The sequence below is a fragment of the Yinghuangia sp. YIM S10712 genome (assembly GCF_051388935.1).
In the GTDB taxonomy this organism is placed as follows: Bacteria; Actinomycetota; Actinomycetes; order Streptomycetales; family Streptomycetaceae; genus Yinghuangia.
The window spans coordinates 387,565-409,560 of record NZ_JBPKBI010000001.1; the positions used below are offsets into that span (position 1 = coordinate 387,565).

The window sequence follows — 21,996 nt, forward strand, 5'->3', positions numbered from 1 at the left end:
CTGACCTGCGGTTTTATCGTGAATTTCGGTCGCAGTTCAGCCGGAGTTCAACATCGCGGAGCTTTCCGTTCCGCCCCCTGTGTCCGTTTCTTGACCGTCCGACGGTCCGAGGGCGGATCATCCCGAGATCGCATACGCGGCGTGACGATCGGCCGCCGCGACCAAGCCGCCCGCGGTGTGCAGCGCGACGAATTCACCGGGCAGCAGCAGCTCGCCGCGGGCACGGCCCGGCTGGGTGCCCTGCCCGACAGCGTCCAGCAGGTCCGGAAGGACCGGCCGGTGGGTGCACACGATCACCGGCGTTCGGTCGGCGACCAGCGCCCGGAGGAGATCCGCGGCCGCGCCCGGGTGCCGGGAGTGGTCGTCCTCGGACAGCGCGGGGACGGCCTCGACCGCGACGCCCGCGCGTCGGCAGTATGGATCGACCGATTCCAGGCAGCGCAGCGACGGCGAGCTGAGGACGGCGGCCGGCCCGTACGCCGCGAGGACGACGCCGAGGGTTTCGGCCTGCACGCGCCCGGCGGCGGTCAACGGTCGGTCCGCGTCGTCGCCGTGGTGCCGGTCCCGGGCCAGCGCCCCGCAGTGCCGCAGGACGATCACCGGCACGGTCGCCCACGGCGCCGCGGTCAGCTCACCGGTCAGCACGGTGTCGCGTCGGTAGCTGATGAGCGCCTCGACTTCCTCGGGCGGCAGCCACGTCATCCGGTCCACCTCACGGCCGGGAGTGAACCGGCCGCCGCGGGCCTCGGCGGCCCAGTAGTGCACCACCTTGAGCCGCTCGCCGACCGGGTACGACTGGACGCCCAGGCCGCGGCCGAGCGCGCAGTCGAAGCCCGTCTCCTCCCGGACCTCACGAACGGCGGCGACAGCCGGGTGTTCGCCGGGTTCGAGCTTGCCCTTCGGAAGCGACCAATCGTCATATTTCGGCCGATGGACCAGTGCGATCTCGATGCCGCCGTGTTCAGCCGTCCGCCACAGCACCGCCCCGGCCGCCCGGACCGGGCTGCGCAGCTCCTCGGGTGTCGGATGCGGCCCCGCATCCGAACGCCGCCCGGGGTCGGTCAGCCGCCCCACCGCGCCACCTCGTCGAGACGACCGCGCAGCGTCGGCCACACGGTCGCGAACGAGTGGCGGGCCTCGGCCACCGCGAAGCGCTGCACGGTGTACAACTCGCCGAGCACGAAAGCCGCCGCGCCGCCCATACGCGGCGACAGCGCGAGCTCCCGCGCGACGTCGGCGGCCAGTGCCGCGTCCTGGTGTGTGCCCAGAGACTCGGTCACCGCCTTCATGCGCTTGGCCAGGTCCTTCGCGGGCGGGCCGAACTCCGGTGCGGCGAGGTCGGCCGCGTACCGCGCGCGTTTGCCCAGGATGCGTACGCGGTGCCACGCCTCGTCGTCCTCGCCGGACAGCGGAACAGGCTGCGCGTACGGCACGGCGGCCTCGGCCAGGGGCAGCGCGTCGGCGCCCTTGGCGAGTTTGCGGAATGCCGCCGCGGCGAGTTTGGGGACCACCCTGCCGACCGGCTGCGCGGCCTTGCCGGCGAAGGTCAACCCCAGCCGCGGCTTGGCGAGTTGCTCGGCCAGAGCGGCGAAGTCCGCGGAATCCAGGGCGCGCAGCGCGGCGTCGTGCCCGCCGGCGAGCCCGCCGCGCAGGCGCCGTTCGACGGCGGCGCGGGCGCGCGGGGTGCCCGACCGCACCGGAAGCCGGTCGAGCGCGTCGAGGAGCCGGGCCAGCAGGACTTCGTTGTCGCGTTCCCCGGCGAGGCAGTCGGCCATCCAGCGCAGTTCGGTCGACAGCGCTTCGGCGGAGGCGGCTTCGACGAGCGGGGCGCACGTGCGCAGTGAGCTGCGCATCCGGCGCGCGGCCACCCGCATGCGGTGTGCGGAGTCCTCGCCGCCGTCCCGGACGCGCGGTGCCTGGGCGAGGAACTCGGCGGCCTCGGCGGTCAGATGGTCGAGCAGCACGTCGCCGGCCGTGCGCCCCGACGCGGAGGGAGCGGCGTCCGTCTCCGGGGCGCGGCGGGGCGGCGCGTCGGAGTCGTCTCGCGGGCGCGGCAGTTTCGCCGCGGCCCTGCCTTCGTCGTCCGCCGTCACCCCGCCGTTCTTGCGCCGCTCACTCCGGCCCACGTCGTCGCCTCCTCAGCTCGATGAGGTGGTCCTGTACGTCCCGCAACGCGCTGCCGTCGGGCGCGGTGGCGTGCCTGGTCCACGTCCCGTCGGGGCCGAGATGCCACGAAGCGGTCTCGTCGCTCATGCCGAGGTCGACGAATTCGGCGATCTGGTCCCGGTGTCGGCCGCTCAGACGTACCGCGGCCTCCACGCGCCGGTCAAGGTTTCGGTGCATCAGATCCGCGCTGCCGATCCACACTTCGGGCTCACCGCCGTTGGCGAAGACCCACACGCGGGAGTGTTCGAGGAACCGGCCCAGCACACTGCGGACCCGGATGTTCTCCGACAGCCCGCGAACTCCCGGGCGGAGCGCGGTTATCCCGCGGATCCACAGGTCGACGGGAACGCCCGCCTGCGACGCGCGGTACAGCGCGTCGATGACGGTCTCGTCGACGATCGAGTTGGACTTGAGGCGGATGTACGCGGGCAACCCCTGCTCGTGGTTGGCCACTTCGCGTTCGATCCGCTCCACCAGCCCGTTGCGCAGCGAGTGCGGCGCGACCAGCAGCCGCCGGAAGGTCTGCGCGCGCGAGTAGCCGGACAGCCGGTTGAAGAGGTTGGACATGTCCTCGCCGACCTGGGGGTCGACGGTCAGCAGGCCCATGTCCTCGTACAACCGTGCGGTCTTCGGGTTGTAGTTGCCGGTGCCTATGTGGCAGTAGCGCCGCAGAGCCTCGCCTTCCTGCCTCACCACCAGCGACAGCTTGCAGTGCGTTTTGAGGCCGATGACGCCGTGCACGACGTGGCACCCGGCCTGCTCCAGCTTGCGTGCCCACTCGATGTTGTTGCTCTCGTCGAAGCGCGCCTTGAGCTCGACGAGGACGAGGACCTGCTTGCCGGACTCGGCGGCGTCGATGAGCGCGTCGACGATCGGCGAGTCGCCCGACGTGCGGTAGAGCGTTTGCTTGATCGCCAGCACGTGCGGGTCGGCCGCGGCCTGCTCCAGGAAGGCCTGCACCGAGGTCGCGAACGAGTCGTACGGGTGGTGCACCAGCACGTCGCGCCGGCGCATCGCGGCGAAGACGTCCGCGGAGTGCGCGGTCTCCACCTCGGCGAGGTCGCGGTGGGTGCCGGCGATGAACTTGCGGTACTTCAGCTCGGGCCGGTCCAGGTCGGCGATCGCGTGCAGGCCCGTCAGATCGAGCGGGCCGGGCAGCGGATACACCTCTTTCTCGCCGACGCCGAGCTCGCGTACCAGCAGGTCGAGCACGTGCGGGTCGATCGTCTCCTCGACCTCCAGGCGCACCGGCGGGCCGAAGCGGCGGCGCATGAGTTCGCGTTCGAGAGCCTGGAGGAGGTTCTCGGCGTCGTCCTCCTCGACCTCCAGGTCCTCGTTGCGGGTCACGCGGAAGGTGTGCCGGCCGAGGATCTCCATGCCGGGGAAGAGGTCCCCGAGGTGCGCGGCGATGACGTCTTCGAGCGGGACGAACCGGGCGGGGGAGACCTCGACGAAGCGCGGCAGCAGCGGCGGCACCTTGACGCGCGCGAAGTGCTGGTTGCCCGAGCGCGGGTTGCGGACGACGACCGCGAGGTTGAGCGACAGCCCGGAGATATAGGGGAACGGGTGCGCGGGGTCGACGGCCAAAGGCGTGAGGACCGGGAAAATCCGTTCACGGAAGAGCGTGTAGAGCGACTGGTGTTCGCCCTCGGTCAGGTCGTCCCAGCGCAGCAGCTCGATCTCGGCCTCGGCGAGCGCGGGCAGGACGTCGTGGTGGAAGCAGGTCGCGTGCCGGGCCATCAGGGCACGGCTGCGCGACCAGATGAGCTCCAGCACCTCGCGCGGTTGCAGGCCGCTGGCCGCGCGCACTGCCATGCCGGTCGCGATGCGGCGCTTGAGGCCGGCGACCCGGACCATGAAGAACTCGTCGAGGTTGGACGCGAAGATCGCGAGGAAGCGCGCGCGCTCCAACAGCGGCGTGTTCGGGTCCTCCGCGAGCTCCAGCACGCGTTCGTTGAACGCCAGCCAGCTCGCCTCCCGGTCCAGGAACCGGTCGGCGGGCAGGTCGGAGGGCGCCGTGAGCGCCGGTACGACGGCCACAGCGGGTCCCCCGGGAGTCGGCGTGCCGGCGGTCTCGCTCGGGACGGGCGCAAGATGGCGCGGACGGGCGGAGGCAGGCAGATCAGCGCTCATATGATCATTCTTCCTCGCGTGGGTGTATCCACGGTAAAGGCCAGACGACGCCCCGGACACCGGAGGGCCTTCGCCTGCTCGCAGGCCCTGCCGTGACCGCGGGAGCGCGTCAGCCCTGGTGCCGGTACATCACATCCACCGTATGCACACGGAAGCCCAAACGGGTGTAAACGCTGACAGCCGGCTGGTTGTCGCCGTCGACATAGAGGAGGACTTCCGAGAGCGGTTCGCCGTCCACGCGGACCTGCGCCAAATGGGTGAGTCCGACGGCGGTGAGAAGCTTACCGAGCCCGCCGCCCTGGAACGCAGGGTCCACACCCACGACGTACACCTCACCGAGCGCCCCCTCGCCTGATTGCGCCGGGTGCACTTTGGTCCAGTGGAACCCGACCAGCCTCCGGTCCGCGTCCTCGGCCAGGAAGAACCCCGCCGGGTCGAACCACGGCTCGGCGATCCGGCGCCGCAGATCGTCGTGGGTCCACGCTCCCTGTTCCGGATGATGCGCGAACGCCTTCGCGTTGAGCGCCAGCCACGCGTCGTCGTCCCGACCGGGCACGAACGTACGCACGGCCACCCCTGTCGGCTGCGACGTCTCCGGCACCGGCAGACCGACGGCCCGCCGCATCTGCCACAGCTCCCGGAACGCACCGAAGCCCATCCGGCCCGCCAAGTGCTCGGCCGCCGGCAGCTTCCCGTGCGCCCACACCCGCACGCCTTGGGTCTTGTCGCGGCTGCGTGCCTCGTCGATCAGCGCCTGGACGAGAACCCGCCCCAACCCCGCGCCGCGCGCCTCCGGCGCCACGAACAGTTCCCCCGAGGGCCCTTCACCCGGATCCGACAGATCGAGATGCGCGTACCCGACCACCGTCCGGTCTGGCCGCCGCAACAGCAACTCCCGTGCTCCGGAGGCCCCGTGCCGAAGCTGCAGCCACGTCTGCTCCGACAGCGGCCCGACCCCGTCCACCCGCGTGGCCTCGTCGGCCAATTCCGCGACGACAGCCACATCGGCGGCATCCGCGCGATCGACCGCCTCGACAAAACCCTCTGCGTTCGCCATGCGCCAACCGTAAAGCGCGTCGTGCGGGCACCGAGCAGGGACAGCCGACTTCGTGCTCGGGCGACCGACCGCCGCCGGTGTACCGGGAATCACCGGCGAGTTCGGGGTGTCGGAGTCGCCGGTGAGGGTGAACGCCGGCACCGTCCTGCCGTCCCCGATGTCCCAACCGCGAAGCTGGGGAACAAGCCCCAGCGGTGGCGGGGCGCGGCCCGATAGCGTGTCGAGACTGACCGACCTGCCCCCCACGAACAGGATCCGCTCCCATGTCGTACGCGCCTCCGCCGGGCCCGCACGGCGGCATCCCCCACCAACAGCAGTGGGGGGCCGCGCCACCACCGCCGCGTCCTTACCGAGGACCGGCCGCGCCACGGAAGTTCATGGTCGCGGTGGCGGGATTGCTGATCGTCGTCGCGACGCTGTCGGCGATGGCGGTGACGGTGTTGTGGTGGGACAACGCGATCAAGGAGACGGGTTACACGGAGACCGACCTGTATGACGATCTGCCGCCGCCGCGTGGTCTGGGGGCGGAACTCCCGCCCGTTCCCGGCCCGGCCGATGTGCCTTCCGGTCTGACGGGTGAGTGACGCATGACGAACCCCCCTCCTCCCTTTCAGGTTCCGGACGGCAACGAGCCCGACGACAACCAGCAGCAGCCGTACGTGCCGCCCCAGGGGCAGTACGGACCGCCCCAGGGCGACCCGCAGGCGTTCACACCGCCGTACGGCATTCCCGCGGCCCACAACCCGCAGCAGCCGCCACCTCCTCAGGGGCCGCAACAGCAGTCCTGGGCGCCGCCTCCGCAAGACCAGCAGCAATGGCAGCCGCCGCAACAGGACCAGCAGTGGCAGTCCCCGCAGCAGTCCCCGCAGCAGCCCCCGCAGCAGAGCCGACAGTGGGCACCGCCGCCGGCGCAGCAGTTCCAACCGCCGCCACCGCAGCAGTTCCAGCCGTCGCCACCGCAACAGGGCGGGCAGCAGCCGCCGTTCGCGCCCCCGCAGCAGGCGGCCCCGCAGCCGCCCTACGCGCCGCCTCAGCCCACCCCGCCTCAGCCGCAGTGGTCGGGCGGTGGCGGACCCGTTGCGTCGCCGGCGGCCGGCGAGGGTGTCGGTGCCGCCGCGTTCACACCGGCCGGGATGCCGCCCCCGATGGGAGCGCCGACAGGCTTCGATTCAGGGCCGGGCGGCGGCATGCCCGTCGGCGGCCCGCCGAGGAGCCACGACTCGGGGCCGGGCAGCGGCGGTGGCGGCTTCCCGCCGGCGAGCGCGCCGCCTCCGTCGTCGTACGGCCCGCCAAGTCGCCCACAGGCCCTGCAACTCGGCCCGCCGCGCGCGCCGCGACCACACAAGCACAAGCGCTCTGTGCTGCTGCCGACGGCCGTCGGCGCGCTCTTGATCGCGGCCGTCGCCATTCCGGGCGCGGTCAAGCAGGCCGAGCGCGACCCAAGCGGCAGTTCCGCAGGGGAACCGCTGGCCAAGGCGGAAGTCCTCTGGTCCATCAGGGAGGGGCGTGACGGCCCCGAGACGCCGCCGACCAAGGTCGGGGAAGAGAAGCTCAATCGCGCGGGTGTGTGGTACACCGACACGACCGTGGTGATCGCCGAGGCCAAGCGGCTTGCCGCGTACAACCTGGACACCGGCGCACTGGCGTGGGAGTACTCCTCGTCGGACGGCGAGTGGGTCTGCGACGTGGACCTGCAAGGCGGGTCGAAAGAGGCCTTCGTCGCCTTCGGCGGTGAGAAGGACTGCTCGACCCTCGAAGCCGTCGACATCGTCGCGGGCAAGAAGATCTGGTCGACGCCGACCAAGGAGGACAAAGCCGACAGCGGTGTCCCCGACCTCGGGGACCTCGGCTTCAACATGTCCACGGGCATCGCGGTGTCCGGCGGCGTCGCGGTGTTCAACGAGGTGGGCTACCGGGTCTCGGACGGCAGGAAACTGTGGTCGGCGGCGGAGACGCTCGGTGAGGACTGCTCCACCCTCGGCGGCGGTGGTTACTCGGGCGGCGCCAAGCTCGTCGTCGTCGCGTCGTGCGGGGGCGGTCTCGGCAGTGGTTCCACGGTGACGGAGCTCGACCCGGTGAGCGGCGCGCCAAAGTGGAAGTACGAGGTGCCGGGCGGAACCTCCTTCGGAGGCGGCACCGTGGCGGTGGTGTCCACGGACCCGGTCGTCGTCATGAAGTCGGAACTCAGTTTGAACCTCAAAAACCCGCCTCCGCCGGAAATCATCGTCCTCGACGACCAAGGCCGTGAATCTTTCAAGATCAATGACCTCCACGCAGTGGTCGCACCGCGCGGGAGTTCGGAAGCGTTGACCGGCACGGTGCCGATTCTGGCCACGGACAAGGTCATCTACATCCCGAGCACCGACCTGTCCGATTCGTTCGGCGGCCTCATGGGCGGTGCGAATCAGCTCTCGGCATACGACCGGGCGACCGGGCAAAAGTTGTGGACTCAGAGCGTGGCGACCGGTTCCAAGTTGTTCACGATCAAATCGCAGGGTCAGATCTATCCGATCCGCGTCGAGGAATCGGGCGACCTGCTGGTGCTGGTCCAGGACGGTGGGACGACCAAGCTCCGCCCCATGAGCCTGATTCGGGTCTCGGCACGCGACGGTTCGATGACGAACCTGAAGGAGTTTCCGAAGCGCGTCACCGTGGCCAAGGGGCTGATGTACTCGGTGCTGGTGCACGAGAGGGACGGACGTGTCTTCTTGGCCGCTCAGCCGAAGGGTCCGGACCCGGCGATGGAAAACCTGCCCTTCGAGAACCCTCTGGGGCAAGCGGTCCACTACGACATGTCGTCGTACCGCCTCATCGTGATGCAGTAGACCCGCGGAGAGTCGCAAGGAACCGACAACAAACGCTGGGGCTGCCACCGCAATTGGTGGCAGCCCCAGCGTTTTCCGGTGTCCGGTCTACGCCGTCACGGCTGGTTGCCGAACGGGCCGCTGCGGAAGTTGATGCCGTTCCACTTGCCGATGCGCGCGATCTCCCAGAGCGCGAGCACGGTGATCGCGGTGGCTCCGAGGATGCCGAGAGCAGCCTTGACGTTGTCCGGAACGGTGTCCTGGGTGTTCATGACGCCGGCGTCCAACGGGGACCAACTGTCGGCGATACCCAGCCAGGTGTCATTGAGCACCAGCGTCCACGCGAGCCACATACCGAGCAGCGCCGGCAGCAGCGGGTGGCCGTCGATCGCTCCGAACAAGTGTCGGGTGACCTGCCACAGAGCCCCGAGAGCGAACAGCACAGTCCACAACATGACGAACGCGGAGGCCCAGGACAATACGAGTTGGAGTGTCGTCCCGTCTTCGTTGATCATGTACGTTTTGTGCCTGAGCCCCGCTCCGGCGTGCAGCCCCACGTACGCCCCGATGCCGGCCGCCGTGACGACCGCGAACAGGATGATCGTGCGGATGGGGTGCTGGAGTTGGCGAATCGTCGCCGTGCGCGTGTGCGGGGCTGCGAGCAGGGCCAGCAGCATCCCGACCACCACGATGCCGAGCGCGCACAGGATCGGGGCGAGGATGACCCGGTCGATCACCGCACCGGCGAGTTCCTGACCGATGCTGATGGCGTCCGTCATGGTGTCCGCGGTTTTCTGCAGGCCGTTGACCTGCTGCGTGGTGCTTTCGTCCAGGCCCGGAATGCCCCCCGATCCCCCGGTCGGGACCGCGGTCGGGATGTCGAAGGTCGGCATGTTCGTCGGGAGTTTGAAACCCGTCGGCATGTTCGTCGGAAAGTCGAAGTCCGTCGGCAGGCCTGTGGGCACGCGCGTCGCCTGCGGCGCCGGCATGTTGGCCATCGCCTCGACGGACGGCGTGGCCAAGTCCCCCGTCATGCCGAGATTCGTCGGCACGGACGGGGCCGATGGGGTGGTGCCTGTTTGGGGGAAGATCGACGGTTTGCCCGTCTTCTTCTCGTAGAAGACCCGCAGGAAGATTCCGAAGACCACCGCGAGCCCCAGCCACGCGCGGACCCGGATCACCCGTTCCATGACCGGATCCGGTCGCCCGCAGCGGTACTTCGGCTTCAGCAGCTTGCTCGCGAGGAATACCGGCAGCACGACCGCGGCGATGTTGGTCAGCCAGCGGCGTTCGGTTTCGACCGGGGTTTCGCCGCGGGCGTTGCGTGGTGGTTCGGGGGCGAGGGGTGGCTGCTGTCCATATGCGGGTGGTGCGCCCGGCGCGTAGGACTGCTGGTGCGCCATCAGTTGAAGCCTTCCCCGAGAATCCCGTTTTGCCGAACAAGGTAGGGAGGTTAGCAATCCCACCGTTCTGCGGGGAGGTTGCGAAGGGTCGCCGGAGGTGGTTGAGGGCCTTCCCTCAGCATCCGCGACCTTCGTCAGTCGCAGTCGTCAGCAGCCGCAACTGCGGCGAACCACCAGGCGGGCCGGGAAGCTTCGTACGCGGACCTCTCCGGGAGCCGCGGGTTCGCGTTCCAAGGCGAGGTCGACGGCGGCCTGGGCCATGGCCGCGCGGTCGGTTGTCACGGTTGTGAGCGGTACTTCGGCGACGGCCGCCTCGGCGATGTCGTCGAAGCCGACCACGACGAGGTCGTCCGGCACCTTCAAGCCGAGTTCGCGGGCCGCGCGCAGTACGCCGATGGCCTGGTCGTCGGTCGAGCAGAACAGGGCGGTCGGGCGGTCGGCTTCGGCGAGCAGGTCGCGGGCCACGGCGTGCGCGCCGAAGCGGTTGAACGGCGCCCCGCGCACCAATCCTTCGGTGGCCAGCCCGGATTCGTCCATCGCCCGGCGCCAGCCGATGACGTGGTCGGTCACCGGGTCGCCGAGTTCCGGTGTCGAGGGCGGGCCGCCGAGACAGTGGATGCGGTGCAGGCCGTGTGCCTCGATCAGATGGCGGGTGGCGAGGTACGCGCCCTGCACGTCGTCGAGTACGACGGCATCACCGCTGAGCGCGTTGGGTTGACGGTGCATCAGGACCACGCGGACGTCCCGCGCTGCGATCTCCTGTGCCGCGCGCTCCGACGGGCCCTGGCTCACCAGCACGAGGCCGGACACCTGCATGCCCAAGAACGCCCGTACGTAATGGAGTTCGCGGTCGTCGTCGTAGTCGGAATTGCCGATCAGAACCAGTCGGCCCTTGTCGAAAGCAGCCTTCTCGACGGTGTGCGCGAGTTCGGCGAAGAACGGCTGCCGGGCATCCGGCAACACCAGGCCGATCAGATTCGTACGCCGGCTCGCCATCGCCTGGGCGACGCTGTCCGGCCGATAGCCGAGCTGCTCTATCGCGGCGAGCACACGCTCGCGCGTGGCCGGCGCGACCGGCCTCGGGCCGTTGTTGACCACATAGCTGACCACGGCTGTCGACGTTCCGGCGAGGCGGGCTACGTCGTCACGGGTCACCTTGGGCACGCCGCCATTGTAGGGACGCCGCGCACCGCGCATACCGCAGAGGCCCCACTCACCGAGGAAAGCCCGATGGCTGCCTGTGCGGACGATGTCCGAACAGGCATCGGGACAGTCCCGAAAACGCCGGAAAGCGGTCCTACGAGGCCTGTTCCGGCACCGGTTCGCCCACGGCGACCGCGTTTCCGCGGGATTCCGCGTCCGAGCCCCGGTCTGGCACCACGAAGCGGTAGCCCACGTTGCGGACCGTACCGATGAGCGACTCGTGTTCGGGGCCGAGCTTCGCGCGCAGGCGGCGCACATGTACGTCCACTGTGCGCGTGCCGCCGAAGTAGTCGTAGCCCCACACCTCTTGCAGCAACTGCGCGCGCGTGAAGACGCGGCCCGGATGCTGTGCGAGATATTTCAGGAGCTCGAACTCCTTGAACGTCAGGTCGAGCACCCGGCCGCGCAGCTTCGCGCTGTACGTGGCCTCGTCGATCGTCAGGTCGCCGTTGCGGATCTCGGTCGGCTCGTCGTCGGCGCCCTGCGCCGCCTGGAGGCGGCCGATCGCCAGCCGCAGCCGGGCCTCGACCTCGGCGGGACCGGCGGTGTCCAGGAGCACGTCGTCCACACCCCAGTCCGCGGTGAGCGCCGCGAGGCCGCCCTCCGTGGTGACCAGGATCAGCGGGCAGCCGACGCCGGTGGTCCGCAGCACCCTGCACAGGCTGCGCACCTGCGGAAGATCGCGCCGGCCGTCCACCAGGATCACGTCCGCGGGTGGCGCGTCGACCAGGGCCGACGCCTCCGCCGGGGCGACCCGGACCTGGTGCAGCAGCAGGCCGAGTGCGGGCAGCACCTCGGCCGACGGCTGGAGCGCGTTCGTGAGCAGCAGCAGGGCACTCAACTGGGCTCCCCTCGCCCGGCGCGGACAATCGGCTCCGCACCTGTCCGGTGGCAGGCGTACGTGCGCGTCGACGACGTCGTGGGTCTCGGTCCGCGCCGCATCTCACCTCCACGAAAACACGAAAGGACCCGGGGCGTCGTCGCCCGGATCCTCATGTCGAGTCGGCCGGCGTGGCGGCAGCTGGTCCGGAGACATCAGGTCGGCACCTTCCAGCTTGGTCGGGTGTAGCCGACCGTTTCCACACCAGTGGACTCGCGAGTCAGGATAGCCGACATGTCCCGCCTTTCCGATGGAGACGTCGATCGTCCCGCATCCCGGACCCCTTCGGTCGACAGAGCGCACCCGTCCGGTCACCATGAGCTGATCAGCGCGGACGGGATACGTCTCAGCGCCGTCCACCGTCCGGAAAACGCCCGCGATCTCGCCTTCGTGGTCGCGCACGGGTTCACCGGATCCTGGCGCCGCCCCAAGGTGGCCGCGGTCATGGCGACCCTGCACGGCCTCGGCGGCGTCGTCGGCTTCGACTTCCGCGGCCACGGCGCCTCGGGCGGCCGGAGCACGCTGGGCGACCGCGAGGTGCTCGACCTCGACGCGGCCGTGGCCTGGGCCCGCGACCTGGGGTACCGGCGCGTCGCGACGATCGGTTTCTCGATGGGCGGCTCGGTCGTCGTGCGGCACGCGGCGCTGCACGGGGGTGTGGACGCGGTCGTGTCGGTCAGCGCACCCTCGCGCTGGTACTACCGGGGTACGCCGCCCATGCGCCGGTTGCATCATGCGATCGATCACCCGGTCGGGCGCCTGGTGGTGCGTACGGCGCTGCGCACCCGCGTCGCGTCGGAGAACTGGAACCCGATCCCCGAGGCGCCCCGGGACCTGGCCGGCCGGATCTCCCCTGTGCCGCTGCTGGTGGTGCACGGCGACCGCGACGCCTACTTCCCCCTCGATCACGCGGAGCAGCTGTTCGCCGCCGCCCGCGACCCGAAAGAGCTGTGGATCGAGCCCGGCCTCGGGCACGCGGAGAACGCCGTCGCACCGGAACTGGTCGCACGTATCGGCGCGTGGGTGGTTCGGGGAGTTCGGTAGCGGGTGTGGCACCGGCGTACGCGGGCGCGATGATCGGTCGGGATGATGGGGCACTCTGGTTCCCTCAGCGTGCGCGGTGGGGCGATGCGCGGATGACTCCGGAACGGAAGTGGACGTGATGGCGGTCGGCACTATGCGGTATTGGGCCGCGGCCAAGGAGGCCGCGGGGACGGCCGAGGAGGGGTACGACGCGGAGACGCTCGCCGACGCGCTGCGGGCGGCCCGTGAACGGCACGCGGGGTCACCGCGGTTCGGCCCGGTCGTGACGAACTGCTCGTTCGTCGTGGACGGCACGCCGGTCGGCAAGCGCGACCACGGCACGGTGCTCCTGACCGAGGGCGGCACCGTCGAGGTCCTGCCGCCCTTCGCCGGCGGATGAGCGACACGCCCCGGGACCCGCAGGGGCAGCAGCAGTACGGGAGTTGGGATCCGCCGGGCGGGCCGGACGGGTACGCGCCACAGGCCTACGCGGACGAGTCGGCCGAATACGCCTACGGGGTGCCGCAACAGTACGTGCCGCAGACGTACGACCCGGGCCACCCGCAGCCGCCGTATTACGACCACGGCCACCCGCAGATCGCGGAAATCCCGGCGCAGTACGACCCGTTCGCGCCGGGCGTCCACACCGACGACTACGGCGCCGCCGACCACTCGACGGTCCGTGAGACCGACCACGAGGGCCACAAGCCTGGCCACCCGGGCGACTTCCACGACGCGTACGACCCGCGAGCCGCGTTCGAGGCGGGCCATACTGCCAACCTCACACCCGTCCCGGCATCCGAGGCCGACTTCGCACCCGCTCCCGAGGCGCCCGCGAGCCCGGCCCCCGCGCCCGCTTCCGGGCCGGTGCCGCTGCGCGAACGCGTGCCCATCTGGCACCCGCCCGGTCTCGTGCCCGCGCTGATCACCGCCTGCTTCGCCGCCGTGCTCGCGGCCGGTTCCCTCGCGGGTGGTGCCGCGGCCGTCGGGGGTGTCGTGCTCTTGCAGGTGCTGACCGCCGCCGGCTGGTTCCGGCTGCACGGGATGTGGCCCGCCCGCCAGGGCATCGCACTCGCGGTGCTGGCAGCCTTCGCCGCCGACGCGGCGGTCCTTCTCGCGGACGACCGCGGGCTGCGCGTGCTGCCGGGTGTCCTGGCCGCCGTTCTGGGCGTGGTGCTGCTCCAGCAGCTCGCGCGCCGAGACGGCCGCCCCGAACTCATGCCCGCTCTCACGGTGACCCTGTCGGCGGCGATGCTGGCGGCGTTCGACGTGCTGTATGTGCTGGCCGCGCGCGTCGAGAGCCCGGGGGTGAGTGACGGTGCCCTGGTCGCCGCCGGTGCCGCCGCGGCCGCTGCGGCGGTGGTGTGCGCGGCGCTGCCCCTGCCCGGGCCGGTCGGCGCGGTCCTCGGCCTGGCCGCCGCCGCGGGGGTCGGCGCGGTGGCCGGCTCGGCGACCGACCTCGGCAACGCCTGGGTCCTCGGCGCAGGCGCCGGGCTGCTGGGTCTGCTGGGCCGACGGGTCGCCGGATACGACCACCCGTCCCGTTTCGTCCACATGACGGCCGGTGTGGCGCTACCCCTGGCACTCGCCGCCCCGGTGGTCTACCTACTGGGCCGAATGGCGATCGGGTAACTTTCATGACGGCCGGGCGAAGATCGCGGGAGGATTCCGGCATGCCGTGGAGACGCCGCCGGGCCGGTTCCGGGGGACGCGATGAACCGCAGCACCCCCGCGCCCGTGAAGGTCATGTGAGCGGCGAAGCGGGCGTGGCGGGCGTGTTGCCGACGGGGGTGCCGTCCCCCGGGCGAGCCGACGCGTCGTCGTCGGCCCACGCGATGCCGCCGCCTCCGTCCCTGCCGCCGGTGCCGCCGGCCCGCAACGGCGCCGACACGTCGTCGGCCCCGTTGGCGACGGCGGACGAAGCGGTCATCCGCGCGCTGTACCTGGAGCACGCCGGCCCGCTTCTCGGCTATACGCTCCGGCTCACCTCCGGCGACCGTCCGTGGGCCGAGGACGTCGTCCAGGAGACGCTGCTGCGGGCCTGGCGCAATCCGGACGCGCTCGATCCGGCGCGCGGGCCGGTACGCGGCTGGCTGTGCACCGTCGCACGGAACCTCGTCATCGACGGCGGTCGCGCGCGTCGGGCCCGGCCTCCCGAGACCGGTGACGCACCGCTGCTGGCGGTCGCCGACGAGCGCGCGGAGGACGAGTTCGACCGGGCGCTGCTGTCGTGGGAGGTGGCCGAGGCACTGGGGGCCCTGACCCCGGAGCACCGGGCGGTGTTGTTGGAAACGTACTACCGGGGCCGCTCGGTCGCCGAGGCGGCCAAGGTGCTCGGGGTGCCGGAGGGCACCGTGAAATCAAGGACGTACTACGCGTTGCGCGCACTGCGCGTCGCCCTGGAGGAGCGGGGGTTGGTGCCGTGACCGGTGTCAACAGGCCCGGCGTGCCCGACGAGCCGCGCCCCGCCGCCGGTATGCCCGACGCCGAGAACGAGCCGTACGCGTTCCCTCGCCCCGCGGCTTCCGGAGCCGACGACCGCGGAGCCGGCCCGGGCCGCGACGCCGACGAGCCGGGTGCGGACGACCGCGCCGGCGGCTGGACGCCGTTCGCGCCTCCCGCACCGGCGGACGCGGCGGCGGACGACGACGCCGAGCCGGCCTCCGTCCCGCCCCGACCGCGCCAGGCGCCACCCGCCCCGACGGCCGAGGCTCCCAGCGCCGGGGCGCCGCAGGGGTCGTCCGAGTCCTCCGCCGGCCGCCTTCCGGCAGTCCCGCCCGAGCCGGCCGCGCCGCCTCCCGCGCCTGCCGAGGAGAGCGCGGCCGACGCCGCCGCCTACCGACGCCCTTCCGCTTCGAGGGGCCCGCACGAGCCGACCGATCCGGCGTCGGCTGACGTGGGAGCCGAACTCCCGTTGCCGGAAAGCGAGTCGGCCGACTCCGGGGATCCCGCCAAGCAGGTCTGCGGCGCGCTCCGATTCGATCTCGGCGCGTACGTCCTCGGCACGCTCGACGAGACCGAGACGCACTGGATCCGCGCGCACGTCGCGGTCTGCCCGGACTGCCGGGCCGAGTACGACGAACTCGCCGTGCTGCCGCAGTTCCTGGCGCGGTTGACGCCGGCCGAGGCGGAGGCGAGCGGGGTCGCGCACGAGTCGCGCCCCGAGCAGTTGTTCGCCGCCGCCGCGGGACGCGTGCGGCGTGAGCGGCGGCAGCGTACGACCCTGCTCGCCGCCGCGGCGGCGTTCGCCGTGCTGGTGGGCACTCTCGGCTGGGTGATGGGCAGCGAGGAGGAGGGCTCCCCGTCCGCCGCGCCCACCGCGTCCGCGCCGCCTTCCGGGTCGCCGCCCGCGACTGCGCCGCCTCCGCCGACCGCCGACCAGCGCACAGCGTCCGCCGCGAATCTGGATTCCGGCGCCGAGATGTCGCTGGTGTACCGCCCGGTGGACTGGGGCACCGCGATAGACCTCACGCTCGACGGCGTCCCGGGCGGCACGCGCTGTCAGTTGGACGTGTACGGCACCCGCGGTCGGCAGGAGACCGCCTCGTCGTGGGTCGTGCCGAAGGAGGGCTACCAGCAGCCCGGGGCGATGCACGTGCCGGGCGGAACGAGCATCCCGCCGGATGAGATCACGAGCTTCGTGGTGTCGACTGTGGGCGACGAGGATGAGCTGCTCGTTGCCAAAACCGGACAAAGTCCAACAAGATCCCCGTAAGACGGGACTCGATCTCACTATTCGGGCATTTGCGTCTCGAAATATGACACGCGCATGACATCTCCGGTCATACGTCCCTACGATCGACACCGTGAAGCGACAGGCGGACCTCACCAAGCGGCGCGCAGTTGACCTGTGCCGCACCGCGACCTGCCTGTGTTGCCGGCGCTGACGCGCAACCGGGCACACAGGTCGGCGTGACCGACGACCTTGACCGTGTGACCGGCGCGCGACTCGTGCGCCCGCTCGCCCGCGACCGACACCCATGTGTGGTGCGCAGCCGATGCGGACGCCTGCGAGACCGCGGCGCCCCGGACCGACTGCCTTGGCCCGCACCGGAGTTCGCCTCAGGCGTTCCGGTCGGCCCCGCGCGTCGCCGCAGCGCTCACCCCGAGACTTTTCTGCCCGTGCAGTGCCAATTCGCGTGGCTCTGCCGCCCGGTGCGGCGTGCCCACAAACCGGAGGTAATGACCCCATGAGCCGTTCCGACGTCCTGGTAGACGCCGCCTGGGTCGAGGCGCACCTCGACGACCCGAAGGTGGTCCTGGTCGAGGTCGACGAGGACACCGCCGCCTACGAGAAGAACCACATCCGCGGTGCGGTCCGCATCGACTGGCGCAAGGACCTGCAGGACCCGGTCAAGCGCGACTTCGTGGACCAGGAGGCGTTCAGCGCGCTTCTGTCGGCGAAGGGCATCTCGAACGACGACACCGTCGTCCTGTACGGCGGCAACAACAACTGGTTCGCGTCGTACGCCTACTGGTACTTCAAGCTCTACGGCCACAGCGACGTCAAGCTGCTCGACGGCGGTCGCAAGAAGTGGGAGCTCGACTCCCGCGAGCTGGTCGTCGAGGTCAAGGAGCGCCCCGCGACCAACTACGTCGCCAAGGAGCAGGACACGTCGATCCGCGCCTGGCGTGACGACGTCCTGGCCGCGATCGGCACCACCAACCTGGTCGACGTGCGCTCGCCCGACGAGTTCTCCGGCAAGCTGCTCGCCCCCGCGCACCTGCCGCAGGAGCAGTCGCAGAAGGCCGGCCACGTCCCGACCGCCAAGAACATCCCGTGGTCGAAGGCCGCGAACGACGACGGCACCTTCAAGTCCGACGAGGAGCTCAAGGCCCTCTACGAGGGCGAGGGCGTCGACCTGTCGAAGGACACCATCGCGTACTGCCGTATCGGCGAGCGTTCGGCGCACACCTGGTTCGTCCTGCACGAGCTGCTGGACCAGGCGAACGTCCGCAACTACGACGGTTCGTGGACCGAGTACGGCGCCCTGGTCGGCGTGCCGATCGAGCTCGGTTCCGGCAAGTAAGCGCTGAAGCGCGCAGCAGGCAAGGAGACGAAACATGTGCGGCGCTAAGGCCGGCGGGCCGGATCTGGCAGGAGTAGACGTGGCGAACGAGACGATCATCCAGGGTTCCGTGACCAAGGGCGGGCAGCCGATCAGCGGCTATGTCCGGCTTCTGGACGCGGGCGGCGACTTCACGGCGGAGGTGCCCACCTCGGCGACCGGCCAGTTCCGGTTCTTCGCCGCTCCGGGCACCTGGACCGTCCGGGCGCTGGTCCCGGGCGCGACGGTGGACCGCGCGATCGTCGCCGAGAAGGGCGGCGTCGCCGAGGTCGAGATCGCGGTCTGACCGCGGTCCGCGGCGGTGCGGGTCTCCTCGGACGTACACCCACGGTGCCTGACACCGCGTGACCCATGAGACGAGGGCGGTGCTCCTCCCCGAAAGGGAGAGGCGCACCGCCCTCGTCCGTGTAGCGTGTCGGGTGCTGGGCAAGGTCGCAGGTACATGCGGGAACATGCCCGCAGAAACGATTCGTTGGCATGGCAGGGGTGACCGCGAGGCCTGGCGGCGTCGCAGGGGGGAGGCGAGGCGCGGATGGCGTGGGTGCTCGTCATTGTTGCGGGTTGCCTGGAGACCGGCTTCGCGTTGTTGCTCAAGGCCAGTGACGGTTTCACGAAGCTGTGGCCGACGATCGGCTTCGCCGTCTGCGCGATCAGCAGCTTCGGCCTGCTGACCCTGTCCTTGAAAAGCCTCGATGTGGGACCCGCCTACGCGGTGTGGACCGGCATCGGCGCGGCCGGCACCGCGATCATGGGCATCTGGCTGTACGGCGAATCCTCGTCGGTCCTGAAGCTGATCTCCATCGCCCTGATCCTCGCGGGCGTCGTCGGCCTCAACCTCTCCGGCATCAGCCACTGAGGCCACCGGGCCCTCGCTCCGCAGGCAACCCGTCGCCCGCGCACGGCCGTCGGGCACGCCGGCCACCGAATACCAGGGCCTGATCGGGATGTTGCCGTACGCGAGCGACCGGGCCGCGAGAAGCCGCAGCCGCCCGCCGACGGACGGTCGTACCGTGGAGGTGTGCGAAGGCGCCGCAGGCTCTACTTCGCCCTCATGGGCACGTGCCTGACATTGTTTGTGCTCGCGTGGGCCGTGGTCCGGCACGTCTCGATCGGCGCGGCCGTGGCGATGAGCGTCGTGGCGATGACGATCCCGCCGGTCGCGGTGATCATCGCGAACCGCCGCGCGCCGGGGGAGAAGTGGTTCGACGAATGACTCAGTAGACGAGCGCCTGCGTGTCCTCGGCCAGGGCCTCCTGGACGAAGACCTGCGCGCCCGCGATGCGCACGCCCGGGATCACGTCGTCGCCGGTGATCTCCCGCCGTGCGGCGCACTGCGTGCACAAGGTCACCTTGCCGCCCGCGAGGATCGCCTCCAGCAGGTCGGTCAGCGGCGCCGCCTCCGGCAGCGTGAACTCCGCCGCGCGGCCGGGCAGGGCGAACCACGCGGATTCCCCGGTCAGCCACAGGGACACGTCGACGCCGCCTGCGACCGCGACGGCCGCGACCGTGAACGCCTGCGAGCAGCGTTCGGGAGCATCGAGGCCCGCCGTCACCTTCACCACGAGAGAGCGCTTCATCCGGTCCACGGTAGTGCGCGGCGCGAGGTGGGTGTCGTGCGCCACCCTGCCGCCTTCCGTGCCGTGTGCCGGTCGTACACTGATCGGGATTTTGGCCCGGATCGCGGAACGCGCGGCATTCGCACGAGGAGCACCAAGGTGCACGTCTTCTTCATCACGCTGCTGGTCGTGGTCGGCATCATGGTCGCCTGGTTCGCGGCGCTGACCGTCGCGAAGCTCTACAAGGGCCAGAGCTGACCCTCGGCGACCCGCTAGGCTCGGAGCCGCCCGAGTTCCCCGTACCAGGCCGGATGACATGATCGAAATTCCGGACGACATGCACCCCGACGTCGTCCCGCTCGCGTTCCTCCTCGGCACGTGGGAAGGCGTCGGCGTCGGCGACTACCCGACGATCGAGGCCTTCCGCTTCGGCCAGCAGGTCACCTTCACGCAGGACGGACGGCCTTTCCTGGCGTACACGTCGCGCACGTGGCTGCTCGACGACGAGGGCAACCGGGTGCGTCCGCTCGCGACGGAGACCGGCTACTGGAAGTCGAAGCTGGACGGCAGTGTCGAGGTGACGCTCGCGCACCCGACCGGCATCGTCGAGATCTGGCTCGGCGAGACGAACAACGGCCGCGTGGAGATCCGCACCGACGTGGTCGCCCGTACCGTCGACGCCAAGGAGTACACCGCGGGGCACCGGCTCTACGGCCTGGTCAAGGGCGAGCTGATGTACGCGTACGACATGGCCGCGATGGGCCACCCCCTCCAGGCGCACACGTCCGCGCAGCTCAAGCCGGTCGGCGCGGACATCGCAGCGGAGTAGTCGGGAGCCCGGCGGTCAGTCCGCGGTCAGGGGCGTCTCCGAGTACGGATATGTCCGGGCATAGACGTCCATGGTGTCCGCGCGCAGGTTCTCCCACAGGAACGCCGACTGCTCGGGCGCGAGGATGACCGCCTCCTGGCCGTCGATGTTGCGGAACTCGGAGACCGGCGCGGTCATGAAGCGCACGTCGTCGCCGCGCAGGTTGCGCAGTCCCCACACGAGGTCGCGCAGATCGTCGTTGGAGAGCCGGTCGTCGACGCTGATCGCGCCGGTCAGCGCGTCGAGCAGGTCGGGCAGGTCGAGCGGGTCGTCGAGCAGCCCCCCGGCGAGCAGTTTCTCGAACACCGCGCGCATGAACGTGTGTTGGCGCTCGACGCGGTCGAGGTCGCCGCGCGGGAGGCCTTTGCGCTCGCGCACGTACTCCAGCGCCTCGGCACCGTTCATGTGGTGCTTTCCGGCAGCCCAGGCGCGGCCGTCCTCGCTCGCCGGAAGATCCTCATCGACCACCACCTCGACCCCGCCGAGGGCGTCGGTCAGCCGCTTGAAGCCCTCCCAGTCGATCGCCGCGAAGTGGTCGACGCGTATGTCGGTCAGCCGCTGCACGGTGTCGATCAGCAACGGCGGCCCGCCCCACGAGAAAGCGGCGTTCACCTTGGCGTCGCCCCGGCCGGGGACGGCGACCCACGCGTCGCGCGGGATCGAGACGATGTACGCCTGCCGCCGGTCGGCCGACAGGTGGAGCAGCATCGTCGCGTCGCTGCGCTGCATGCCCTCCTGCCACAGCGGGGCCTTCGCGTCGCGTCCCGTGGTGGGCATGTCGGACCGCGAATCCAGGCCCACCAGAACGAAGTTGGTGCCCTTGCCGCGCGGCGGCTGCTGTGCGACAGGGATGTTAGGGAAGGCGTTCTCGATGCGGTCGACCTTGCCAGCGTAGTGGTCGATGAACCACCACACTCCGACGGCCGCCACCAGGACCATCGAGAGCAGCATCACCAGCATGGCGGTGAGGGCGGTCCGTACGCGCCGTCGCCGTCGCCGCTGACGCAGACCCGGCGGCGGGGTTTCGCCCCCGCCGGCGTCCGAGCCGTCCGCGCTGCCGTCCCCGTCTTGGGCCTCGTCTGCGGTCTCGTCTGCTGTCTCGTCCTGGCCCCGGTCCTCGCCGCCGTCGACCGCCGGGGTGTCGACGCGGCTCCCGTCCCGGAAATCCTCTTCGTCGATGCGCAGGCCCAAGGTGTCCGCGTGGTCGCGCCCGGCGTCGGCGCCCCCCGCGCCGTCCCCACCACCCGTGCCGCCCGATATGGCCCCCGCCTGGGACCCTTCGTCGTCCACGAGGGGCATTCTGTCCCGGCGGAACGGCTCCCACGCGGGAATACGCCGAAGCGTGAGGCGCCTAGAATCGGACGGTGACCACCGACTGGAAGCGCGAGCTGCGCGACAAGGGGTATCGGCTGACGCCCCAGCGCCAACTGGTGTTGGAGGCGGTGACGAAGCTCGGCCATGCGACGCCGGACGAAATCCTGACCGAGATCCACAAAACGGCCAGCGGGATCAACATCTCGACGGTCTACCGCACGCTCGAACTGCTCGAACAACTTGAGCTGGTCAAGCATGCGCACCTCGGGCACGGTGCGCCCACGTACCATCCGGCCGGCCGCAGCGACCACCTGCACCTCGTGTGCCGCGACTGCGACAGCGTCACCGAGGTCGAGGTCGGGCTCGCCGAGCCCCTCGCGCACACCGTCGAGTCGCGGTTCGGCTTCGACATCGACCTGCACCACTTCGCGATCTTCGGTCGCTGCGGCGCCTGCACGGCCGCGCGGGCCGGCAAGGCGGCGGGCTCGCCGTCGTCCACCGCGCGGGGTACGTAGGCTGG

At 70.8% G+C, this 21,996-nt stretch carries 23 protein-coding genes and 1 pseudogene; 14 read left to right on the forward strand and 10 right to left on the reverse strand.

Features of this window, described 5'->3' with window-relative positions; genetic code table 11:
• Positions 1 to 117: 117 nt before the first annotated feature.
• The 5 genes and pseudogenes from ACRX5W_RS01835 to mshD all read right to left on the reverse strand — a co-directional run bounded on the left by ACRX5W_RS01835 (position 118) and on the right by mshD (position 5,356).
• Positions 118 to 645: a SixA phosphatase family protein gene (locus ACRX5W_RS01835; protein ID WP_436786754.1), complete on the reverse strand. Its 528-nt coding sequence runs from the start codon at positions 643 to 645 to the stop codon at positions 118 to 120.
• Positions 628 to 1,011: pseudogene (locus ACRX5W_RS01840) on the reverse strand (NUDIX hydrolase); the annotation flags it as partial. The gene ACRX5W_RS01835 and the pseudogene ACRX5W_RS01840, both read right to left, overlap by 18 nt.
• 50 nt (positions 1,012 to 1,061) lie before the next feature.
• On the reverse strand, positions 1,062 to 2,126 hold the full coding sequence (locus ACRX5W_RS01845) for a CHAD domain-containing protein (RefSeq protein ID WP_436786093.1): 1,065 nt from the start codon (positions 2,124 to 2,126) through the stop codon (positions 1,062 to 1,064).
• Positions 2,113 to 4,299, reverse strand: a complete 2,187-nt coding sequence (locus tag ACRX5W_RS01850; protein ID WP_436786094.1) for an RNA degradosome polyphosphate kinase — start codon at positions 4,297 to 4,299, stop codon at positions 2,113 to 2,115. The genes ACRX5W_RS01845 and ACRX5W_RS01850 overlap by 14 nt, the downstream gene beginning before the upstream one ends.
• 109 nt (positions 4,300 to 4,408) lie before the next feature.
• Positions 4,409 to 5,356 carry a mycothiol synthase gene (mshD, locus tag ACRX5W_RS01855; RefSeq protein WP_436786095.1) on the reverse strand — a complete coding sequence of 316 codons (948 nt, stop codon included), beginning with the start codon at positions 5,354 to 5,356 and terminating at the stop codon, positions 4,409 to 4,411.
• A gap of 263 nt (positions 5,357 to 5,619) precedes the next feature.
• On the opposite strand from mshD, the gene ACRX5W_RS01860 reads away from it, so the two are divergent.
• Both ACRX5W_RS01860 and ACRX5W_RS01865 read left to right on the forward strand, forming a co-directional pair.
• Entirely contained in the window at positions 5,620 to 5,940 is a 321-nt protein-coding gene (locus tag ACRX5W_RS01860; RefSeq protein ID WP_436786096.1) for a hypothetical protein, read from the forward strand.
• A 3-nt stretch (positions 5,941 to 5,943) separates the two neighbouring features.
• Positions 5,944 to 8,181, forward strand: coding sequence for an outer membrane protein assembly factor BamB family protein (locus ACRX5W_RS01865; protein WP_436786097.1), 2,238 nt, complete (start codon positions 5,944 to 5,946; stop codon positions 8,179 to 8,181).
• Positions 8,182 to 8,276: 95 nt separating this feature from the next.
• Here ACRX5W_RS01865 and ACRX5W_RS01870 read toward each other — a convergent pair whose 3' ends face one another.
• The 3 genes from ACRX5W_RS01870 to ACRX5W_RS01880 all read right to left on the reverse strand — a co-directional run bounded on the left by ACRX5W_RS01870 (position 8,277) and on the right by ACRX5W_RS01880 (position 11,607).
• Complete coding sequence (locus ACRX5W_RS01870) at positions 8,277 to 9,563, reverse strand: hypothetical protein (RefSeq protein WP_436786098.1); 1,287 nt, start codon at positions 9,561 to 9,563, stop codon at positions 8,277 to 8,279.
• Positions 9,564 to 9,710: 147 nt separating this feature from the next.
• Positions 9,711 to 10,727: a LacI family DNA-binding transcriptional regulator gene (locus ACRX5W_RS01875; protein ID WP_436786099.1), complete on the reverse strand. Its 1,017-nt coding sequence runs from the start codon at positions 10,725 to 10,727 to the stop codon at positions 9,711 to 9,713.
• 133 nt (positions 10,728 to 10,860) lie between these two features.
• Positions 10,861 to 11,607, reverse strand: a complete 747-nt coding sequence (locus ACRX5W_RS01880; protein WP_436786100.1) for a response regulator transcription factor — start codon at positions 11,605 to 11,607, stop codon at positions 10,861 to 10,863.
• 273 nt (positions 11,608 to 11,880) lie between these two features.
• Here ACRX5W_RS01880 and ACRX5W_RS01885 point away from each other — a divergent pair, with 273 nt between their 5' ends.
• From ACRX5W_RS01885 to ACRX5W_RS01930, 10 genes are all read left to right on the forward strand, one after another.
• Positions 11,881 to 12,690 carry an alpha/beta hydrolase gene (locus ACRX5W_RS01885; RefSeq protein WP_436786101.1) on the forward strand — a complete coding sequence of 270 codons (810 nt, stop codon included), beginning with the start codon at positions 11,881 to 11,883 and terminating at the stop codon, positions 12,688 to 12,690.
• A gap of 118 nt (positions 12,691 to 12,808) precedes the next feature.
• Positions 12,809 to 13,069 (forward strand): MoaD/ThiS family protein, encoded by a 261-nt coding sequence (locus ACRX5W_RS01890; RefSeq protein ID WP_436786102.1) that lies wholly within the window; start codon positions 12,809 to 12,811, stop codon positions 13,067 to 13,069.
• Positions 13,066 to 14,301, forward strand: coding sequence for a hypothetical protein (locus ACRX5W_RS01895; protein WP_436786103.1), 1,236 nt, complete (start codon positions 13,066 to 13,068; stop codon positions 14,299 to 14,301). Before ACRX5W_RS01890 ends, ACRX5W_RS01895 begins: the two co-directional genes overlap by 4 nt.
• Before the next feature lie 203 nt (positions 14,302 to 14,504).
• Positions 14,505 to 15,095 carry a sigma-70 family RNA polymerase sigma factor gene (locus ACRX5W_RS01900; RefSeq protein WP_436786755.1) on the forward strand — a complete coding sequence of 197 codons (591 nt, stop codon included), beginning with the start codon at positions 14,505 to 14,507 and terminating at the stop codon, positions 15,093 to 15,095.
• Positions 15,092 to 16,384 carry an anti-sigma factor family protein gene (locus tag ACRX5W_RS01905; protein ID WP_436786104.1) on the forward strand — a complete coding sequence of 431 codons (1,293 nt, stop codon included), beginning with the start codon at positions 15,092 to 15,094 and terminating at the stop codon, positions 16,382 to 16,384. The genes ACRX5W_RS01900 and ACRX5W_RS01905 overlap by 4 nt, the downstream gene beginning before the upstream one ends.
• Positions 16,385 to 16,475: 91 nt before the next feature.
• Positions 16,476 to 16,556 (forward strand): putative leader peptide, encoded by an 81-nt coding sequence (locus ACRX5W_RS01910; RefSeq protein ID WP_436786756.1) that lies wholly within the window; start codon positions 16,476 to 16,478, stop codon positions 16,554 to 16,556.
• Between the two features lie 303 nt (positions 16,557 to 16,859).
• Complete coding sequence (locus tag ACRX5W_RS01915; protein WP_436786105.1) at positions 16,860 to 17,699, forward strand: sulfurtransferase; 840 nt, start codon at positions 16,860 to 16,862, stop codon at positions 17,697 to 17,699.
• A 34-nt stretch (positions 17,700 to 17,733) separates the two neighbouring features.
• Positions 17,734 to 18,024, forward strand: a complete 291-nt coding sequence (locus ACRX5W_RS01920) for a DUF1416 domain-containing protein (RefSeq protein ID WP_235050992.1) — start codon at positions 17,734 to 17,736, stop codon at positions 18,022 to 18,024.
• Positions 18,025 to 18,270: 246 nt separating this feature from the next.
• Complete coding sequence (locus ACRX5W_RS01925) at positions 18,271 to 18,594, forward strand: DMT family transporter (RefSeq protein WP_436786106.1); 324 nt, start codon at positions 18,271 to 18,273, stop codon at positions 18,592 to 18,594.
• A gap of 69 nt (positions 18,595 to 18,663) precedes the next feature.
• Positions 18,664 to 18,951, forward strand: a complete 288-nt coding sequence (locus ACRX5W_RS01930; RefSeq protein WP_436786757.1) for a DUF3099 domain-containing protein — start codon at positions 18,664 to 18,666, stop codon at positions 18,949 to 18,951.
• A gap of 1 nt (position 18,952) precedes the next feature.
• Here the strand turns inward: ACRX5W_RS01930 and ACRX5W_RS01935 are convergent, their stop codons facing one another.
• On the reverse strand, positions 18,953 to 19,315 hold the full coding sequence (locus ACRX5W_RS01935; protein WP_436786107.1) for a DsrE family protein: 363 nt from the start codon (positions 19,313 to 19,315) through the stop codon (positions 18,953 to 18,955).
• Positions 19,316 to 19,610: 295 nt separating this feature from the next.
• Between ACRX5W_RS01935 and ACRX5W_RS01940 the strand changes: the two genes are divergently transcribed.
• Positions 19,611 to 20,123 (forward strand): FABP family protein, encoded by a 513-nt coding sequence (locus tag ACRX5W_RS01940; protein WP_436786108.1) that lies wholly within the window; start codon positions 19,611 to 19,613, stop codon positions 20,121 to 20,123.
• Positions 20,124 to 20,138: 15 nt separating this feature from the next.
• Here the strand turns inward: ACRX5W_RS01940 and ACRX5W_RS01945 are convergent, their stop codons facing one another.
• Positions 20,139 to 21,452, reverse strand: a complete 1,314-nt coding sequence (locus ACRX5W_RS01945; protein ID WP_436786109.1) for an LCP family protein — start codon at positions 21,450 to 21,452, stop codon at positions 20,139 to 20,141.
• A 74-nt stretch (positions 21,453 to 21,526) separates the two neighbouring features.
• On the opposite strand from ACRX5W_RS01945, the gene ACRX5W_RS01950 reads away from it, so the two are divergent.
• On the forward strand, positions 21,527 to 21,991 hold the full coding sequence (locus ACRX5W_RS01950) for a Fur family transcriptional regulator (RefSeq protein WP_436786110.1): 465 nt from the start codon (positions 21,527 to 21,529) through the stop codon (positions 21,989 to 21,991).
• Positions 21,992 to 21,996: the final 5 nt, after the last annotated feature.

Coding starts and splice junctions, on each gene's coding strand:
- ACRX5W_RS01850 (WP_436786094.1), bottom strand. CDS start 4,299: ATGAGCGCTGATCTGCCTGCCTCCGCCCGTCCGCGCCATCTTGCGCCC.
- mshD (WP_436786095.1), bottom strand. CDS start 5,356: ATGGCGAACGCAGAGGGTTTTGTCGAGGCGGTCGATCGCGCGGATGCC.
- ACRX5W_RS01860 (WP_436786096.1), top strand. CDS start 5,620: ATGTCGTACGCGCCTCCGCCGGGCCCGCACGGCGGCATCCCCCACCAA.
- ACRX5W_RS01865 (WP_436786097.1), top strand. CDS start 5,944: ATGACGAACCCCCCTCCTCCCTTTCAGGTTCCGGACGGCAACGAGCCC.
- ACRX5W_RS01870 (WP_436786098.1), bottom strand. CDS start 9,563: ATGGCGCACCAGCAGTCCTACGCGCCGGGCGCACCACCCGCATATGGA.
- ACRX5W_RS01885 (WP_436786101.1), top strand. CDS start 11,881: ATGTCCCGCCTTTCCGATGGAGACGTCGATCGTCCCGCATCCCGGACC.
- ACRX5W_RS01890 (WP_436786102.1), top strand. CDS start 12,809: ATGGCGGTCGGCACTATGCGGTATTGGGCCGCGGCCAAGGAGGCCGCG.
- ACRX5W_RS01895 (WP_436786103.1), top strand. CDS start 13,066: ATGAGCGACACGCCCCGGGACCCGCAGGGGCAGCAGCAGTACGGGAGT.
- ACRX5W_RS01900 (WP_436786755.1), top strand. CDS start 14,505: ATGCCGCCGCCTCCGTCCCTGCCGCCGGTGCCGCCGGCCCGCAACGGC.
- ACRX5W_RS01915 (WP_436786105.1), top strand. CDS start 16,860: ATGAGCCGTTCCGACGTCCTGGTAGACGCCGCCTGGGTCGAGGCGCAC.
- ACRX5W_RS01920 (WP_235050992.1), top strand. CDS start 17,734: ATGTGCGGCGCTAAGGCCGGCGGGCCGGATCTGGCAGGAGTAGACGTG.
- ACRX5W_RS01925 (WP_436786106.1), top strand. CDS start 18,271: ATGGCGTGGGTGCTCGTCATTGTTGCGGGTTGCCTGGAGACCGGCTTC.
- ACRX5W_RS01935 (WP_436786107.1), bottom strand. CDS start 19,315: ATGAAGCGCTCTCTCGTGGTGAAGGTGACGGCGGGCCTCGATGCTCCC.
- ACRX5W_RS01940 (WP_436786108.1), top strand. CDS start 19,611: ATGATCGAAATTCCGGACGACATGCACCCCGACGTCGTCCCGCTCGCG.